This is a genomic window from Kocuria sp. CPCC 204721 (assembly GCF_040980945.1).
Classification (GTDB): domain Bacteria; phylum Actinomycetota; class Actinomycetes; order Actinomycetales; family Micrococcaceae; genus Kocuria; species Kocuria marina.
The window spans coordinates 83,151-97,309 of sequence record NZ_JAVKPO010000002.1 but is presented as its reverse complement, the minus strand read 5'-3'; the positions used below and the strand labels follow the sequence as shown (position 1 = coordinate 97,309).

General features: G+C 70.8%; 11 protein-coding genes. All 11 read right to left on the bottom strand.

Features of this window, described 5'->3' with window-relative positions; genetic code table 11:
* Positions 1-38: 38 nt before the first annotated feature.
* Entirely contained in the window at positions 39-2,555 is a 2,517-nt protein-coding gene (locus tag RF637_RS03130; protein ID WP_368844120.1) for a primosomal protein N', read from the bottom strand.
* The gene (gene metK, locus RF637_RS03125; protein WP_035961844.1) at positions 2,552-3,769 is read right to left on the bottom strand and encodes a methionine adenosyltransferase; all 1,218 of its coding nucleotides are present in this window, start codon (positions 3,767-3,769) and stop codon (positions 2,552-2,554) included. Before metK ends, RF637_RS03130 begins: the two co-directional genes overlap by 4 nt.
* A complete protein-coding gene (gene coaBC / locus RF637_RS03120) occupies positions 3,769-5,067 on the bottom strand; it encodes a bifunctional phosphopantothenoylcysteine decarboxylase/phosphopantothenate--cysteine ligase CoaBC (protein WP_144931844.1) in 1,299 nt (432 codons plus the stop codon). The genes metK and coaBC overlap by 1 nt, the downstream gene beginning before the upstream one ends.
* Positions 5,064-5,519, bottom strand: a complete 456-nt coding sequence (gene rpoZ / locus RF637_RS03115) for a DNA-directed RNA polymerase subunit omega (protein WP_085106084.1) — start codon at positions 5,517-5,519, stop codon at positions 5,064-5,066. Before rpoZ ends, coaBC begins: the two co-directional genes overlap by 4 nt.
* 82 nt (positions 5,520-5,601) lie before the next feature.
* On the bottom strand, positions 5,602-6,177 hold the full coding sequence (gene gmk, locus RF637_RS03110) for a guanylate kinase (protein WP_368844119.1): 576 nt from the start codon (positions 6,175-6,177) through the stop codon (positions 5,602-5,604).
* 111 nt (positions 6,178-6,288) lie between these two features.
* Positions 6,289-6,603 (bottom strand): integration host factor, actinobacterial type, encoded by a 315-nt coding sequence (gene mihF, locus RF637_RS03105; RefSeq protein WP_035961833.1) that lies wholly within the window; start codon positions 6,601-6,603, stop codon positions 6,289-6,291.
* A gap of 167 nt (positions 6,604-6,770) precedes the next feature.
* On the bottom strand, positions 6,771-7,775 hold the full coding sequence (gene pyrF, locus RF637_RS03100; RefSeq protein ID WP_035961828.1) for an orotidine-5'-phosphate decarboxylase: 1,005 nt from the start codon (positions 7,773-7,775) through the stop codon (positions 6,771-6,773).
* Positions 7,768-11,088, bottom strand: coding sequence for a carbamoyl-phosphate synthase large subunit (carB, locus tag RF637_RS03095; RefSeq protein WP_368844118.1), 3,321 nt, complete (start codon positions 11,086-11,088; stop codon positions 7,768-7,770). Before carB ends, pyrF begins: the two co-directional genes overlap by 8 nt.
* Positions 11,088-12,272 carry a glutamine-hydrolyzing carbamoyl-phosphate synthase small subunit gene (carA, locus tag RF637_RS03090; protein ID WP_085106014.1) on the bottom strand — a complete coding sequence of 395 codons (1,185 nt, stop codon included), beginning with the start codon at positions 12,270-12,272 and terminating at the stop codon, positions 11,088-11,090. Before carA ends, carB begins: the two co-directional genes overlap by 1 nt.
* Positions 12,273-12,329: 57 nt before the next feature.
* On the bottom strand, positions 12,330-12,824 hold the full coding sequence (locus RF637_RS03085) for a hypothetical protein (protein WP_064845878.1): 495 nt from the start codon (positions 12,822-12,824) through the stop codon (positions 12,330-12,332).
* Positions 12,825-12,846: 22 nt separating this feature from the next.
* Positions 12,847-14,157, bottom strand: a complete 1,311-nt coding sequence (locus RF637_RS03080) for a dihydroorotase (protein WP_167318531.1) — start codon at positions 14,155-14,157, stop codon at positions 12,847-12,849.
* Between the last annotated feature and the right edge of the window lie 2 nt (positions 14,158-14,159).

Here is a 14,159-nt window from a genome sequence, read left to right as displayed (position 1 = left end):
CCGGGTTGCCGGGCCACGGGGAACCGCCTGACACCGGCCTACAGCAGGTCCGCGACGTCGCACCGCACCGCCACGGGGGCGTGCTCCCGCAGTGCCGACGCGCGGGCCTTCTCCGCCCGAAGCGCCGAGGTCACGCGTGGGGCGATGCCGAACCCGAAGAACAGCAACGCCCGGTAGGGGCGCTCCGACGCGCGTTCCACCCGAGCGGTCGAGGTGCCGGAGGGCACGTCCAGCGTGGCGGGACGGGGCTCGGCGTGCGGGACGTCGGCGCCGTTGCCCACGGCCTGCTCCACCGGTGCGGGCCCCACGACCCGGACCTTCTCGGGTAGACGCAGATCCCGGAGGGTGGCCTCCACGGCGTCGCGCGGACCGGTCAGCGCCGCGGTACGCACCGCCGGCGGCAGTCCGAGTTCGTGGCGCTCCCGAAGCTCCCGCTCGGCGTGCCCCGCAGGGTCCCAGCGCACGAGCGCGCCGACCGCGCGGTCCTGATCCGCGGTCACCACCACGGTCCCGCCGTGAGAGCCCGCCCGCACGAGTGCTGCGGCATTGAACCAGCGGCGCAACGTCTGCTCCTCCGCGCGCAGCCACGGCCGGGCGAGCATCTGGTTCCCGTCCAGCAGCAGCGCGGCGGCGTAGCCGCCGTCCGCGACGGGCTCCGCTCCCGGCGTCGCCACCACGAGCGCCGGGGCGGACCCCACCCGGGGCCGCACGGTGCGGTCGCTCGACGAGATCACGGGCACCTGCGGGAACGAACGGCCCAGCTCCTCCGCGGTCCGGGACGCCCCCACGGTACTCAATCGCACCCGGGTGAACCCACACTCCACGCACCGCCAGTCATGGGCGTGACGCCCGCACCACGTGCACACCGGCACGGCGTGGGCGGAATCCAGCGCGAGGGACCCGTCGCATGCCTGGCAGCGCGCGGGCGTACGGCACCGCTGGCAGGCGAGCACGGGAGCATAGCCCTTGCGCGCCACCTGCACGAGCACGGGCCCGGATTTCAGGGCCTCGCGTGCCACCCGGAACGCCTCGTGCGGCAACCGGGCGCGCGCCGCGAGCGGGTCGAGGGCGGTGTTGTAGGAATCGGAGGTCGCTTCGATGCGCGGGGAGAACCGGCGCAGGTCCGCGCGATCTGGTGCCACGCGCGCCGCCCACCCTGTGGCCACGAGCCGCAGCGCCTCGGGACTCACCGCGTACCCCGTGAACAGCGCGGCCAGACCCTGCTGCTGGGTGCGCAGCAACAACACGTCCCGCGTGTGCTGGTAGGGGGCGCGCTGCTCCACGAAGTTCACGTCCCCGTCGTCGTGACAGCACACGAGCGCGAGATCCTGCACGGGCGCGTACGCGGTGGAGCGCGTGCCCACGGCCAGGCGCTTCTTCCCGAGCGCGAGTTCGAGGAACCCCCGGTAGCGGGGCGTGGGCCCGTCGTCGGCGTGCAGGCGCACGACGGCATCCTCCCCCACCAGCTCGCACAGCGCCCTTTCGAGCCGCTCGAGTGCCTTGTGATCCGCGACCACGCCCACCGCGCCGCGACCGGCGGCGTACGCGGTGGCCATGGCGCTCGCGGTCAGCACCGCCCAGTCGTGGTCCTCGGCCGAGGGCAGCACTTCCACGACCGCGCGCGCCGGCTCACCGCGCGCCACGGACGCCGCGAACTCCGGGCCGCCCGCGTAGTGCTGCCAGCCGGTCGTCGGGGGTTCCCCGGGGGACGACGACGCGTGTTCGGGTGCGGGCGCGGCGGTCGGGTTCGCTTCCGTGGCGTCGTCGGCGGCCGTGCCGTCGAGCGCGGCCTCGTCCCGGGACGGTTCTTGACCCGGAAGTCCTTCGGTGGTGTTGCCTGTAGCCCGCGCGAGATGACCCGAGACGGCGCCGTCGGGAGCGGAGCCCGCTGATACGCCGGCCGGCGCCGCGGCGTCGACGTCCGGATCCGCGACGTCCGTCTCGGAGGTCCCGGCGGCTTCGGGCGTGCTGAATTCCTTGTCCACCCGCGCGACCCGCGGGGCGATCGCGACCCGCAGGACGTCCGCGACCGTGCCGGCGCAGCGTTCAGCCACGGCCTGCGCGAGCTCCACGATCTCGGGGCGGGCCACCGGCAGCGGCGTGAGCACGCGACGGATGGGCAGCAATCGGTCCTCGGGGACGTCCGTGTGGGCCACGCGGTCCACGACCCACCCGGACATCTTCCGACCCGCGAAGACCACCGAGACCTTGGACCCCACGACCGCTTGCTCGTCGAGGGCAGCGGTCACGCGGTAGTCGAAGACCCGGTCCAGGTGCGGGACGTAGGCCTCGAGCAAGACCTTGGCCACGGGGTCGTGCGCGGCGCGGCCCTCGGAGCCTAGAGGTTTTCGGGGCGAAGAACGTGGCTGGGACGGGGGTGCGGCCTCGGGCAGACCCGCGAGCGCGAGTTGCTCACCGGACGCGTCCGACGGAACGGTGCCCTGGTCCGCCGGGGCGGAACCCGCAGTCGCGGAGTCCGGGGGCGCGGTGCCCGCCGAGTCCGGCCTGGGGGACTCCGGCGTGGCGGGCTCCCTCCCGGCGGGGCCGGGGCTCACAGCCCCGCGGCGGAACGCAACTCCTGGACCCGGTCCGTGCGCTCCCACGTGAAATCGGGGTCGGTGCGGCCGAAATGACCGTGGGCGGCGGTCTTGGCGTAGATGGGGCGCTTGAGGTCCAGGTCCTCGATGATCGCCAGCGGCCGCAGGTCGAAGACCTCGGAGATCGCCTTCTCGATCCGCGCGGGGTCCACGGTCTCGGTGCCGAAGGTCTCCACGTACAGGCCCACGGGACGGGCCTGGCCGATCGCGTAGGCCACCTGGACCTCCGCCCGGCGGGCCAGTCCGGCGGCCACGACGTTCTTGGCGACCCAGCGCATCGCGTACGCGGCGGAGCGGTCCACCTTGGAGGGGTCCTTGCCGGAGAACGCACCGCCACCGTGGCGGGCCATGCCGCCGTAGGTGTCCACGATGATCTTGCGTCCGGTCAGCCCGGCGTCCCCCACGGGCCCGCCGCGCACGAAGTTGCCCGCGGGGTTGACGATGATCTTTGTTGCGGACAGGTCCAGTCCGGAGTCCTCCAGGACGGGGCTGATCACGCTGGTCGTGAGATCGCGGGTGAGCTGGTCCAGGTCGTAGTTCTCCGCGTGCTGGGAGGAGACGACCACGGTGTCCACGGAGACGGGGGTGTGCCCGTCGTAACCCAGGGTCACCTGGGTCTTGCCGTCCGGACGCAGACCGGGCAGCACCGCGGTCTTACGCACACGGGTGAGCTGCTCGGACAGCCGGTGCGCCAACAGGATGGGGGCGGGCATGAGCGTGTCCGTCTCGTCCGAGGCGTACCCGAACATGATGCCCTGGTCCCCCGCGCCCTGGGCGTCCCGGGGGTCACGCGCGGCACCGGTGCGCTCCTCGAGGGACGTGAACACACCCTCGTAGATCTCGTTGGACTGCTCGCCCACGCTGATGGACACACCGCAGAACTCGCCGTCGAAACCGTGCACGGAGGAGTTGTACCCGATGTCCAGCAGGGTCTTGCGCACGATGTGGGGGATCTCCACGTACGCGTCCGTCTTGACCTCGCCCGCCACGTGCACGAGGCCCGTGGTGACCATGGTCTCCACGGCCACCGAGGAATTGGGGTCCTCGGTCAGCAGGGCGTCCAGGATCGAGTCGGAGATCTGGTCACAGATCTTGTCCGGGTGCCCCTCGGTCACGGACTCGGACGTGAAGATTCTCAGGTGCTTGCTCGCTTCGCTCACGGGAGACCACATTACCCGTCGGTGCGAACGTCCTCGGCGATGCGCTGCACCACGAACCGCGCGACCTCGTCCTTGGTCCCGCGCGCTCCGCGGTCCTCGCTCGAGCGAGCCGAGAGCACGGTGACCTCGGTGTCATCGTGGCCGAAGACCTTGTCCGTGCCCACCTCGTTGAGCACGAGCAGGTCGCAGCCCTTGCGTGCGAGCTTGGCGCGCGCGAAATCGAGCACCGAGTGCTCGGCGTCCCCGGTCTCCGCGGCGAAGCCCACGATCAGCTGCTCGAGTGAGCGCTCGGCGCGCTGGGCCACGACGGCGCGCAGGATGTCCGGATTGCGCACCAGCCGGATCACGGGGTCCGCGCCGTCCTCGGACTTCTTCATCTTGTGCTCGCCCACGGTGTCCGGGCGGTAGTCCGCCACGGCGGCGGCCATGATCACGACGTCGGCCTCGCGCGCGGCAGCCAGGGTCGCGTCCTGCAGCTCACGCGCCGAGGACACGCGCGTGATGTCGACGCCGCTCGGCAGCTCGGTCTCCACGTGCGCGGCGATCAGGTGCACGTGTGCGCCCGCGTCGCGCGCGGCACGGGCCAGGGCCACGCCCTGCTTGCCCGAGGACCGGTTGCCCAGGAAGCGCACGGGATCCAGGGCTTCGCGCGTCCCGCCCGCGGTGACCAGGACGCGACGTCCGCGCAGAGCGTCGTCGCCGTCGGACGATGAATGGGTGGAGCTGGAGGCGGGGTCCACGAGGGCGAGCGCGGCGTCGAAGATCTCCTGCGGCTCGGGTAACCGGCCCGGGCCGCTGTCCTTGCCCGTGAGCCGACCGCTGGCCGGATCGAGGACCGTGTGGCCGTGCTCGCGCAACAGGGCGACGTTGCGCTGCGTGGCCGGGTTCTGCCACATCTCGGTGTGCATGGCCGGGGCCAGCAGCACGGGCGCGGCAGTCGCGAGCACCGTGGTGGTCAGCAGGTCGTCCGCGTGCCCGTGGGCCACCCGGGCCATGAGGTCCGCCGTGGCCGGGGCGATCACCACCAGGTCCGCGGCCTGGCCCTGGGCCACGTGGTTGACCGTGTCGATCCGGTCGAAGACCGACCCCGAGACGTGCTCGCCCGTGAGGGCCTCCCACGTGGGCGCACCCACGAACTGCAGGGCGGCCTCGGTGGGCATGGGCACCACGTGGTGGCCGGCCTCGGAGAACAACCGGGACAGCAGGGCGGCCTTGTATGCGGCGATGCCCCCGCCCACACCCAACACCACGCGCAACGGGGCGCGGGGCGCGGAGGGGACGGGGGCGTCGCGGCTGTGCGGGTCGGTCACTGCTCGGAGGACTCTGCGGAACCCTCGGCGGGGTCCTCGGTGTCCGCGGCCGGGATCTCCTCGGAGGTCTCCCCCAGCTGGACGCCGTCGGAGAAGACCGCGGTGCCGTCCTGCTCACCCTGGGCGAAGAAGTCGCCGGTGAACATGTCCGTGGCGGTGGGTTCGTCGCTGACCATCTGGCCGTTGGGGGTGAACCCGGTGTGGTCCACGTGCACGGCCTCGATCAGGCCCTCGTCGATCTCGCGGAACGCGATGGACAGGGGCTTCTCGTTGAGCTGGGTGTCCACGAGCGGACCCACGTACTCGAACAGACCCTCGTGCAACTGCGAGTAGTACGCGTTGATCTGGCGGGCGCGGCGGGCACCGAAGATCACCAGGCCGTACTTGGAATCCGTCTTGTCGAGCAACCGATCGACGGGCGGGTTGACGATGCCTTCGTTGTTCGTGCTCACGTGTTTCATGACTCCTGTGGTGGACGGGAAAGATGGTGCTACTGGCCGTGGGGGCTGCGCGGATCCGGGGCGGCTGACCGCCTCAACGGTGCGATGCCCTCGGCAACCCCATGAGGGCCACGAGTTCGGCGGCGGCGCGTTCCACCGTGTCGTTGACGACGGTGTGATCGAACTCTGATTGCGCCGCGAGTTCCAGTTTAGCCGTTTCCAGCCGACGCTGCTGTTGCTCGGGGGTCTCGGTGCCCCGGCCCACGAGCCGGTGCACCATTTCCTCCCAACTCGGCGGGGCCAGGAACACGAACTGGGCGTCCGGCATGGTCTGGCGCACGCTGCGCGCTCCCTGCAAGTCGATCTCGAGCAGGACACTGCGCCCCGCCGCGAGCGCCTCCTCGACCTTGTGGCGCGGTGTGCCGTACCGGTTGAGGTTGTGCACGACCGCCCATTCGAGCAGGTCGTGACGCTCGATCATGTCGTCGAACTCGGCGTCGCTGACGAAGAAGTAGTGCACGCCGTCCACCTCGCCGGGCCGCGGCGCACGCGTGGTGGCCGAGACGGACAACCACACCTGCGGGTAGTGGTCCCGGATGTAGGTGGACACCGTTCCTTTGCCCACGGCCGTGGGGCCGGCCAGAACGGTCACGGTGGGCTTGGGACGCACGGGTACCTCCGGAAGATGACGGTGACGGGCGAGCGGTCAGCTCGCCCGTCACTGTATCAACCGTGGGTCCCGGCGGTCGCGCCCGGGGTGGGGCGGATCGGGGACCGGGGTTCAGCGGTCCAGGTAGTCCACGAGCGCCTTGCGCTGGTGCTGACCCAGGCCACGCACCCGACGGGTGGGTGCGATCCCGATCTGCTCCATGATCGCCGCCGAGCGCACCTTCCCGATCCCGGGGGTGGCCTCGAGCAGTTCGGTGACCTTCAGGCGGCTGACGGCTTCGTCCTCCTCGCCCCTGCGCAGCACTTGCGCCACGGTGATCGACCCGTCCCGCAGTCCCTTCTTGATCTCCGCCCGCGCGGTCCGCGCCGCCGTGGCTTTCTCGCGCGCGCGTGCGCGCTCTTCGTCCGTCAGTGGCCGCAATGCCATGCCCAGCTCTCCTCCTCGTGTGACAGCGGCTCGGCCGTGCGCCTGATGGGGGGGGACGCACGCAAGCCGTCCCCCTGAAAGTACCGGACACGTTTGCCGCCGTACACACAATGAACGCCCCCTGACGTGGCCTTTCGGGCCGCCGCCAGGGGGCGTTCACGGGGGTCTCAGGACAGCTGGAGGTGCGTGCGTAATTCCTCGGTGCTGCGGTCGATGGCGTCCCGCAGCGCGGGGACGTCCGGACCGTGACGCAGTACACCTCGCGAGGAGTTCGCGAGCACTGTGGGCCTGACGTGCTCAAACACCGTGGCCACGGCCGCGGCGTCCGCGCCCTGGGCACCGTAACCGGGGGCCAGGATCGGCCCGTTCAGGGTGCTCAGATCGATGTCCAGGGACGCTAGGGCCTCTCCCACGGTCGCCCCGATCACCGCTCCGCACGAGCCCAGGGTGGCCACCGACGGTGACGTCACGATTTCATTACGATTGTTCCCGGCCCCCGTATTCGCGCCGGTGACACCGCGATCGGCCGCCGCGGCAGCACCGTCCGACGGCGCCGTCGAACCTTCCGGGGACGACGACGCCGTGCCCGGCCGGGGCTGCGCCGTCGCGTTCTCCCGGGCGATCGCGGCCAGGACGGACCCGGCCACGGACCCGGTGCCGCCCACGTGCTGGACGGACGCGCCCTCCGGGTTGGAGGTCAGCGCGAGCACGAACGTCCCGCGCCCGGTCCCACGCGCGAGGTCCAGTGCCGGACGCAGGGACTCGAAGCCGAGGTAGGGACTCAGCGTCACGGCGTCGGCCGCGAGGGGCGAGTCGTCGGAGAGCCACGCGCTCGCGTAGGCCGCCATGGTGGAACCGATGTCCCCGCGCTTGGCGTCCGCGATGCTCAGCAGCCCGGCCTCGCGGGACTCCCGCAGGACGCGCTCAAGCACCGCGAAGCCCGCGGAACCGTACGCCTCGAACAGGGCAACCTGCGGTTTCACGGCCGCGCACCGCTCCGCTGCGGCTTCGAGGACGCGCAGCGCGAAGCGCTCGAGGCCCTGCGCCGTGGCGGGCAGAGCCCACGCGTCCAGCAAGGAGGGGTGGGGGTCGATCCCCACGCACAGCGGACCCGCAACGGTCATCGCCCGTTCGAGGCGGGCCCCGAAGGGAACACGCTCGGACTCAGCCACGGGTGTCCCCCGCGGCGACCTGCTCCCGCAGCTTCTGCTCGTGCTCCTGCAGGGACGTCACGGACCACGAGTACTGCCGCTGCGCGGTGATCGCCTGCAGCGCTGCACCGAGCTCCGAGACCGTGGTCATGGTGGGCACACCCACGGACGTGGCCGCCGCACGGATCTGGTACCCGTCGCCGCGGGCCTGCTGACCGCCGGAGGGCGTGTTGAAGATCAGGTCGATCTTCCCGTCCGTGATCAGGTCCGCGACCGAGGGGGACCCGTCGTCGGCGTCGGCGATCTTGGCCACGACCGTGGACTCGATGCCGTTGCGCCGCAGCACCTGGGCCGTGCCGCCCGTGGAGACGATCTCGAAGCCCAGGTCCGCGAACATCTTCACGGGGATCACCGCGGAGCGCTTGTCCTTGTTAGCGACCGAGACGAACAACCGTCCGGACGTGGGCAGCGGCCCGCCCGCGGCGGCCTGCGCCTTGGCGAACGCGGTGTCGAAGTAGCGGTCGATGCCCATGACCTCACCCGTGGAGCGCATCTCGGGGCCCAGCAGGGAGTCCACCACGGTGCCCTCCGGGGTGCGGAAGCGCGCGAACGGCAGCACGACCTCCTTGACCGCGGTGGGGGTCTGCTCGGGCAGGGTCGTGCCGTCGTAGTCCGCGGGGAGCATCCCCTGCTCGCGCAGCTCGGCCACGGTGCGCCCGGTGCCGATCAGCGCGGCGGCCTTGGCCATCTGCACGCCCGTGGCCTTGGACACGAACGGCACCGTGCGCGAGGCCCGCGGGTTGGCCTCGATCACGTAGAGCACATCCGAGGCGAGAGCGAACTGCAGGTTGATCAGACCCCTCACGCCCACGCCGCGCGCAATGGCTTCGGTGGCCTCGCGCACGCGGGAGATCACGTCCGGGCCCAGGGTGATGGGGGGCAGCACGCACGCGGAGTCACCGGAGTGGATCCCGGCCTCCTCGATGTGCTCCATGATCCCGCCCACGTAGCAGTCCTTGCCGTCGTAGAGCGCGTCCACGTCGATCTCGATCGCGTCCTCGAGGAACTTATCGATCAGGGCCGGGCGGCTCGGGCTGACCTCGGTCGCGTTCTCGAGGTAGGACTTCAGGGACGCCTCGTCGTAGACAATCTCCATCCCGCGCCCACCGAGCACGTAGGACGGGCGCACCAGCACGGGGTAGCCGATCTCGTGGGCGATCCGGCTGGCCTGCTCGAAGGTGTGGGCCGTGCCGTTCTTGGGCTGGCGCAACCCCGCCTCAGTGAGCACGCGCGCGAACTCCCCGCGGTCCTCCGCCAGGTCGATCGCCTCGGGGGTCGTCCCGAGGATCGGCACGCCCGCGGCCTTGAGGTCCGCCGCGAGCTTGAGCGGGGTCTGCCCGCCGAGCTGCACGAAGACACCGAGCAGCCCACCCGAGCGGCGCTCGGCCTCCACGACCTCCATGACGTCCTCGAACGTGAGCGGTTCGAAGTACAGCCTCGTGGAGATGTCGTAGTCGGTCGAAACGGTCTCCGGGTTGCAGTTGAGCATCACGGTCTCGTACCCGGCCTCGCGCAACACCATGGACGCGTGCACGCACGAGTAGTCGAATTCGATCCCCTGCCCGATCCGGTTGGGCCCGGAACCCAGGATCATGACCGAAGGCTTCTCGTGCGGGGCCACCTCCGTTTCGCGGTCGTAGCTCGAGTAGTGGTACGGGGTGAACGCCTCGAACTCGGCGGCGCACGTGTCCACGGTCTTGTAGACGGGGCGGATGTCCAGCGCGTGGCGCACCCCGCGCACCACCGATTCCTCGAGGTGGACCAGCTCACCGATCTGGGCATCGGAGAAGCCGTGGCGCTTGGCCTCCCGCAGCGTGACCGGGCGCAGGTCCGGGTCCGCGCGCACCAGGTCCGCGGTCTCGTTGAGCAACTGGATCTGGTCGAGGAACCACGGGTCGATCGCCGTGGCCTCGAAGACTTGTTCCACGCTCGCACCCGCGAGAAGGGCCTGCTGCACGTTGCGCAACCGGTGGGTGGTGGTCTCGCGGCACGTCTCCACGAGCCGGGCCACCGTGTTGGGCCCGGGCTCCACGGCCGGGCGGGCGAAGCTGAAGGACGAACCCTTCTGCTCGAGCGAGCGCATGGCCTTCTGCAGCGCCTCGGTGAAGTTGCGCCCGATCGCCATGGCCTCGCCCACCGACTTCATGGTTGTAGTCAGCGTGGGGTCCGCGGCCGGGAACTTCTCGAACGCGAAGCGCGGGACCTTCACGACCACGTAGTCCAGGGTGGGCTCGAAGCTCGCGGGGGTCTTCTGCGTGATGTCGTTGGGGATCTCGTCGAGCGTGTACCCCAGGGACAGCTTGGTCGCGATCTTGGCGATCGGGAAGCCCGTGGCCTTGGACGCGAGCGCCGAGGAACGGGAGACGCGCGGGTTCATCTCGATGACCACGATCCGCCCGGTCGCGGGTTCCACCGCGAACTGGATGTTGCACCCGCCGGTGTCCACGCCCACTTCACGGATCACGGCGATCGCGATGTCACGCATGCGCTGGTACTCGCGGTCGGTCAGGGTCATGGCCGGGGCCACGGTGATCGAATCGCCCGTGTGCACGCCCACCGGGTCCACGTTCTCGATCGAGCACACGACCACCACGTTGTCGTTGGCGTCGCGCATCATCTCGAGCTCGTACTCCTTCCACCCCAGGATGGACTCCTCGAGGAGCACCTCCGAGGTGGGTGAGTACTGGATCCCGGCGCCGGCGATGCGGTGCAGATCGGTCTCGTCGTACGCGAGACCCGAGCCCAGTCCGCCCATCGTGAAGGACGGGCGCACGACCATGGGGTAACCGAGCTTCTCGGCGGCGACGAGCGCCTCGTCCATGGAATGCACGATGATCGAGCGCGCGGATTCCGCGCCGCAGCGTTCGACGACGCCCTTGAAGGCCTCGCGGTCCTCGCCCAGGTTGATCGCGTCCACGTCCGCGCCGATCAGCTCGACGTCGTACTTCTCGAGCACGCCGTTGGCGTCCAGGGCCAAGGCCGTGTTCAGCGCTGTCTGCCCGCCCAGGGTGGGCAGCACAGCGTCGGGACGTTCCTTCGCGATGATCTTCTCGACCGTCTCCGGGGTGATGGGCTCCACGTAGGTGGCGTCCGCGAACTCGGGATCGGTCATGATCGTGGCCGGGTTGGAGTTGACCAGGATCACGCGCAGCCCCTCGTCCTTCAGGACGCGCAGGGCCTGGGTCCCGGAGTAGTCGAACTCCGCGGCCTGCCCGATCACGATGGGCCCGGAGCCGATCACCAGGACGCTGTTGAGGTCTTGCCTGCGGGGCATCAGTTGTCTCCTGCTTCCGGATCGGGGCTCTGACCGGCCCGGTCCATCATGTCGATAAAGCGGTCGAAGAGATAGGCGGAGTCGTGCGGACCCGCGGCGGCCTCGGGGTGGTACTGCACCGAGAACGCGGGGATGTCCTCGCAGCGCAGTCCTTCCACGACGTCGTCGTTGAGCCCCACGTGGGACACGCTGACCCGCCCGTAGCGGGACTCGGGCGCAGTCACGGGCTCCCCCACGGGCGCGTCCACCGCGAAGCCGTGGTTCTGGGAGGTGATCTCCACCGTGCCCGTGGCGAGGTCCATGACCGGCTGGTTGATCCCGCGGTGGCCGAACGTGAGCTTGTACGTCCCGAAGCCCAGCGCGCGGCCGAGCAGCTGGTTACCGAAGCAGATCCCGAAGAACGGGATGCCCTCGTCCAGCACGCGGCGCAGCAGGGCCACCTGCTCGTCCGCGGTGGCCGGGTCCCCCGGGCCGTTCGAGAAGAACACGCCGTCCGGGTGCAGCGCCTGCACCTGCTCAAAGCTCACGTCCGCGGGCACCACGTGCACACGTACCCCGCGTTCGGCCAGGCGCTGCGGGGTCATGGACTTGATCCCCAGGTCCACCGCGACCACCTCGTGGCGCACCGGGGCGTCCCAGCCGTGCTCGCGCGGCTCCACCACGTAGGTCTCGTCCGTGCTCACGTGCTCGGCGAGCGCACGGCCCGCCATCCCCGGCTGCTCGGTGACCCGCTGCACGAGCTGGGCCACGGGCTCGCCGGCCTGATCGCCGGAGAAGATCCCGGCGCGCATCGCACCCTTGTCGCGCAGGTGGCGGGTCAGCGCGCGGGTGTCCACGCCCTGGATCCCGGTGATGCCCTGCTCGGCGAGCTCGTCGTCCAGGCTGCGCTCGCTGCGCCAGTTGGAGGGCCGGCGGGCGGGGTCACGCACCACGAAGCCGTTGACCCAGATCTTGCGGGATTCCATGTCGTCCAGGTTCACGCCCGTGTTGCCGATGTGCGGGGCGGTCTGGATCACGATCTGCCCCGCGTACGAGGGGTCGGTCAGGGTCTCCTGGTAGCCGGTCATCCCGGTCGCGAAGACCGCTTCGCCGAAGGCCGTCCCGGGGGCACCCCAGGCGCGGCCCTCGAACACCGTGCCGTCCTCGAGGACCATGACGGCCGGTTCGATGCGTGGTGAGTTCATGGCGAACTCCTTTCGTTGAGCGTGCCGGGAGCGTGAGGGCTCCCGGGAATTCGGTTCTCAGGCGTCCAGCAGGGCCGACGCCGCGTCCTCCAGTTGCCGGGATCCCTCACCGGTGCGCGCGCGGAAGCCGGTGTCCACGCGGGTGTCCCCGAGGTCCCAGGTCAGCACCACGAGTCCGTCGCGTTCCACGAACTTGCCGACCATCCCGGACGCGGTGGACACCGCGCGCAGATCCGCCCGTGGAATGAACACGTCCGGGGCGCCCTGCCGGTTGAGGAACACGCCGTCCGGGGCCACGATCGCCTCCGCGTTCGTGCGCACCCCCAGGTCATGCCCCGCGATACGTTCGAGCGGTTGGGCGGTGTAGGTGGTGACCACGTACATCCCGTCCACGCGCGCGGTGGCCCGCTGCAGCAGGTCCCGGGGCGCCTGGGCCGGCGCGGCCAAGCCCGCCTGGCGTCGCACCCGACCCCGCCAACCCCACCGAATCAGGGCGAAGAGCACCACGACGATCAGTATGGTCAACAGGGTGGGTACGAGCTTGTCCGACATGGGCGGCCTTTCGTGGGGGTGGTCAGCGGGTCAGCGGCGTGGCGGGTTCGCCGTTACGCACCACGGGGTGACCGCGGTAGAACGTGGCGCGCACACCGCCGGGCAGGGTCATCCCCCGGTACGGACTATTGCGGCCCTTGGACGCGTGGATCGTGGGATCCACGGGGGTCTGCCCGCTGGGGTCCCACAGCACGATGTTCGCGGTGGCCCCGGGGGCCAGTTCCTGGCCCTGGTCGGTCAGGCCCAGGATCCGGGCGGGGGTGCGGGACATGATCTGCGCCACGCGCTCCCACCCGATCAACCCGGTGTCCACGAGGGTCGACTGGACCACCGCGAGGGCGGTCTCCAGACCCGTCATACCGTGGGCCGCGCAGCTCCACTCGCATTCCTTGTCCTCCGCGGTGTGCGGGGCGTGGTCCGTGCCGATCACGTCGATCGTGCCCTCGGCCACGGCACGGCGCAGGGCCTGGACGTCGTCGTCCGTGCGCAGCGGCGGGTTGACCTTGTAGACGGGGTCGAAGGTGCGCACGAGTTCGTCGGTGAGCAACAGGTGGTGCGGGGTGACCTCCGCGGTCACGGCCACGCCGCGCTCCTTGGCCCAGCGCACGATGTCCACGGACCCCTTGGTGGAGAGGTGGCAGATGTGCAGGCGGGAGTCCACGTGCTGGGTCAGCAGCACGTCCCGGGCGATGATCGCCTCCTCGGCCACCGCGGGCCAGCCCGTGAGACCGAGGTCAGCGGAGACCGCGCCCTCGTTCATCTGGGCGCCCTCGGTCAGGCGCGGTTCCTGGGCGTGCTGGGCGATGATCCCCCCGAAGGACTTGACGTACTCGAGGGCCCGGCGCATCAGAACGGGGTCGTGGACGCACTTGCCGTCGTCGGAGAACATCCGTACACCCGCGCGGGACTCCGCCATCGCGCGGATCTCGGACAGCTGCGTGCCCCCGAGCCCCACCGTGACCGCGCCCACGGGGTGGACGTCGCACCACCCAGCGTCGCGGCCCAGCTGCCACACCTGCTCAACCACGCCGGCGGTGTCCGCCACGGGGTGGGAGTTGGCCATCGCGAACACCGCGGTGAACCCGCCGCGGGCCGCCGCACGCGTTCCGGTCTCCACGGTCTCCGCGTCCTCGTGACCCGGTTCGCGCAGGTGGGTGTGCATGTCCACGAGACCCGGAAGGGCCACGGCGCCGGCGGCGTCGATCACGTCCGTGCCCTCGGGCACGTCCAGGGTGCCCACGGGCCCCACGGCGGCGATCACCCCGTCCGTGAGCAACAGGTCCGCGGGCTCACCGCCCTCGGGGCGGGCGTTGCTGATCAGGTAGGAGCTCATGC